4 protein-coding genes are annotated in these 3,468 nt (G+C 71.4%); 3 read left to right on the plus strand and 1 reads right to left on the minus strand.

Features of this window, described 5'->3' with window-relative positions; all coding sequences use genetic code 11:
- The first annotated feature begins 472 nt into the window (after positions 1–472).
- Both KUM39_RS27805 and KUM39_RS27810 read left to right on the plus strand, forming a co-directional pair.
- On the plus strand, positions 473–892 hold the full coding sequence (locus tag KUM39_RS27805; RefSeq protein ID WP_217788547.1) for a DUF2255 family protein: 420 nt from the start codon (positions 473–475) through the stop codon (positions 890–892).
- A gap of 184 nt (positions 893–1,076) precedes the next feature.
- A complete protein-coding gene (locus tag KUM39_RS27810) occupies positions 1,077–1,358 on the plus strand; it encodes a hypothetical protein (RefSeq protein ID WP_217788550.1) in 282 nt (93 codons plus the stop codon).
- Positions 1,359–1,386: 28 nt separating this feature from the next.
- Here KUM39_RS27810 and KUM39_RS27815 read toward each other — a convergent pair whose 3' ends face one another.
- The gene (locus tag KUM39_RS27815) at positions 1,387–2,595 is read right to left on the minus strand and encodes an FAD-dependent oxidoreductase (protein ID WP_217788548.1); all 1,209 of its coding nucleotides are present in this window, start codon (positions 2,593–2,595) and stop codon (positions 1,387–1,389) included.
- Positions 2,596–2,864: 269 nt separating this feature from the next.
- On the opposite strand from KUM39_RS27815, the gene KUM39_RS27820 reads away from it, so the two are divergent.
- Complete coding sequence (locus tag KUM39_RS27820) at positions 2,865–3,353, plus strand: hypothetical protein (RefSeq protein ID WP_217788549.1); 489 nt, start codon at positions 2,865–2,867, stop codon at positions 3,351–3,353.
- The last annotated feature ends 115 nt before the right edge of the window (positions 3,354–3,468 follow it).

Below are 3,468 nucleotides of genomic sequence, written 5' to 3' on the forward strand. Positions count from 1 at the left end.
GGAAGTCACCTCTCCTCAGGCCGAGTTGACACCCGCCCCCACTCCCCGGCCCCACCACCGCACCGTCACCCGCCCACCCACTGACACCCTAAACCTGTGCCCCCACCCCGCATCCAGGTCCCCGCCACCCTCGCCGCGTCCCACCGGGCCCACTCCGGCGCTGCCGGAACCGCCTGGACCGAGGCGCTTCCAACCCTCGCGGACGACCTCCTCCACCGCTGGGATCTACGCCTCGACGGGACAGCGCGTCACGGAGTGGTCGCCCTCGTGCTGCCGGTACGCCGTGCCGACGGAACGGCGGCCGTGCTGCCGAAGCCGAAGCCGAAACCTGATGCCGATGCCGACGCGGTGGAGCAGCGCCCCCCTCCCGGCTCGAAGGCTCACCGTTGTTAAACCATCCGGTTGGTTGTAACGTTGTCGGCGACGGTGCACGGACACCCGTGCACCACGCGACGACAAGAGGAGCGCTGCCATGACCGGCCACACCGAGCAGTCCGACTTCCGCGAGACGACGGGGTACCTGGAGCGGACCGAGACCGTCTTCATCGCCACCCGGCGCCCCGACGGCAGCGAGCAGACCACCCCGATCTGGGCCGTCATGGTGGACGGCCAGCCCTACATCCGCAGCGGCTACGGCGAGCGGTCCACGTGGTACCGCCGTGTGCTCAAGGAGGGCGGCGCCGTGTTCGTGGACGGGCGGCACCGCTACCCCGTATGCCTGGAGCAGACCGGTGGCGAAGCGTTGGACATCGCCGTTGATCAGGCATACCGCGACAAGTACCTGCACATCTGGCCCGGCCCCACCCACTCCATGACCACCTCCCCGGCGCGCGGCACGACCCTGCGAGTCCTCCCGGCGGCGGAGGAGGTGCCGGGCGGCCACAATCGGTGAGGTGGACGCATCCGACGAATCAGCCCGGCCCGCCGAATCCACTGAACCTGCCGAACCTACTGAACCCGCCGCATCCGCCGAGTTCTCCGAACGCGAGCCGCAGTCCCACTCGCAGCCGCAGCCGCAACCCCGCTCGCGCTCGCGTAAGCGTCCGCCGCCCGACACGACCCCTGACGGCCACTTCATCCTCGTCAACGGGAGGAAGTGGCGCGCCACCGACCCCGCGCTCCCCGAGGAGACCGCCGCCCGGCTGCGCCACCACCTGATGGCGGCCCGCCGCGCCGTACGGTCCGCCACGACCGCCGCCGACCCCCAGGCCGAACGCGCCGCTCGCGCCCGCGTGCACCGCGCGAAGGTCGCGCTGGGGGAGCGGGGGACGCCGTGGTGGGAGCAGACGGAGGAACAGCGGCGTAGGCGCTGGGAGGAGGGAGTGGCTCAACTGGACGAGGAGGAAAGGGCGTTGTGATCCGAGGGTGCCCGCTTGGTGCTGCCGCTCAGGAAGGCTGGACCGCGTCGAAGACGGCGAGGGCTTCGGTGGGGTCGGGGCTGACGAGGCGGTTCAGACCGGACAGGGTCATTTCCGACCATCTGCCCGCGCGTGGCCACATGTGGGCCTCGAAGGTGCGGACGGCCTTGTCCAGATCGGCGGGGCTGGAGGCGCCGGCGATGGATTCGGCGAGTTCGGCGCCTTCGAGCATGGCGAGGTTCGCGCCCACGCCCAAGGGCGGCATCAGGTGCGCGGCGTCGCCGATCAGTGTCACGCCGGGGACGTGGGGCCAGGTGTGGTGGGCGGGGAGGGCGTAGAGGGGACGGCGGATGAAGGCCGTGCCGTGGCGGAGGAGGTCGAGGACGGGAGCGGCCCAGCCGTCGTACAGGGCCAGCAGGTCGGACCGTACGGCTTCCGCGTCGGCGGGGCGCTGGCCCGTGTCACGGGCCACGTCCTGGGGCGGGGTCGTACGCCGGTCCGGGGCTGGGCCCGATCCCACGCCCCGCTCCTCGTCCCGGTGCGCGAGTTCCCCCAACGGCGCCCGGAACTGGGCGTACACCTTCACCTGACCGCCGCTGCAACGCTGGGCCACGACCGCGCGGTTGACGCCGTAGACCGCGAGGGAACCGTCACCGACCAGCCGGGCGAGTTCGGGGTGCCGGACGTCCACGTCCTCCAGGGAGGTCTCGACCGAGGTGACGCCGGTGTACCGCGGTGTCGCGGACGAGACCGCCGGGCGGACCCGCGACCAGGCGCCGTCCGCGCCGATCACGAGGTCGAACGTCTCCTGGTGGCCGTCCGCGAGGCGGACCAGTACGCCGTTCCGGCTCCCCGGCACCACCTTCGTAATGCCCCGTCCCCACTGGATGTCCAGCGGCCCGAGCAGCAGATCGCGCAGCTGCCCCCGGTCGATCTCGGGGTTGGCCCGCTCGTCCGGACGCGGCTGCCAGTCGCGCAGTACGGTCCCGTCCGGCGCCAGGATGCGCATGGCCTGGCCCTCGGGGCGGGACAGCGCCTGGAACTCCGCCAGCAACCCGGCTTTCTCCAGGGCCCGTTGGCCCAGTCCCTCGTGCAGGTCCAGCGTGCCGCCCGGCGGCCGGGCGTCGCGGGCGGGGTCGCGCTCCAGGACGGTCACCGGGTGACCGTGACGGTGCAGGACCCGAGCGAGAACAAGCCCGGCGGGACCACCGCCGATCACCGCGATACGGGGGCTCATGCGGATCAATTTACCTCCCCTCGCCGGACTTTATGGGCGCTCACAGGTGACAGGCCACCGGGCGGCAAGATGCCGTGCGGCGAAGCGCCGGGCGGCAAGAGACGGTGCGCCGAAACACCGCGCGGCGAGACCCGTGCGTCGAACACCGGGCACCGGGGCCGAGAGCCCGCCCCCTCCGCGCCTCACCACATCAGGCCGATTAACCGCAGTTCACCTACCGAAGCCCCAATCGCTCGTAGAGTCGGACCAGTTGACATGAAGGGAGTGGAATGTCCCTGGATCTGATCAAGCTGACGCGGGTCGCCAACACGCTGGAAGAGGCGTACGGCCTGCTGACCACCGAGGGCGAGCGCCTGTCGGCGGAGTACGGGCCGAGACCGGAAGGAGGGATGGTCGCGGGCGACCCCTCGCAGACTCTGCAAGGGGTGTCGGACATGTCCCGGGGCCTGACCGACGCGCTCAAACGGCTTGTCTTGGCGGTCGGTTACTCCTCACTCGGCATGCACCGCAAGGCCGACCACGAACTGCGCATGGCGCAGGCCGAGCCGCTGTGCTTTCCGTCCGGCGCGGACCGCATGGCCCGTCCGCTCGGCCAGGACACCGTGAGGGCAATGGAGTTGATCCGGGACCTCGACTTCTTCAGCCGGGACGTCTCGATCGCCATCGATGTAGCCCTCGCCGCTCCGCAGGCTACGTACCCGCCCGCGGACTGGAAGGAGTACATGAGGGAACAGCGCGCCCGCTCCGATCGCCCCTGACAGCCCCTGCCGACCCCTGACGCGGCCCCGACCAGCCCCCGACAACCCGTGGCAACTCCTGACACGGCCCCGGCAGCCCCTGAGCGCCCCGACTGACCGGTCCGCCGCCGCGCAT

Origin of the sequence: Streptomyces corallincola (assembly GCF_019104725.1) — a bacterium.
GTDB classification, from domain to species: domain Bacteria; phylum Actinomycetota; class Actinomycetes; order Streptomycetales; family Streptomycetaceae; genus Streptomyces; species Streptomyces corallincola.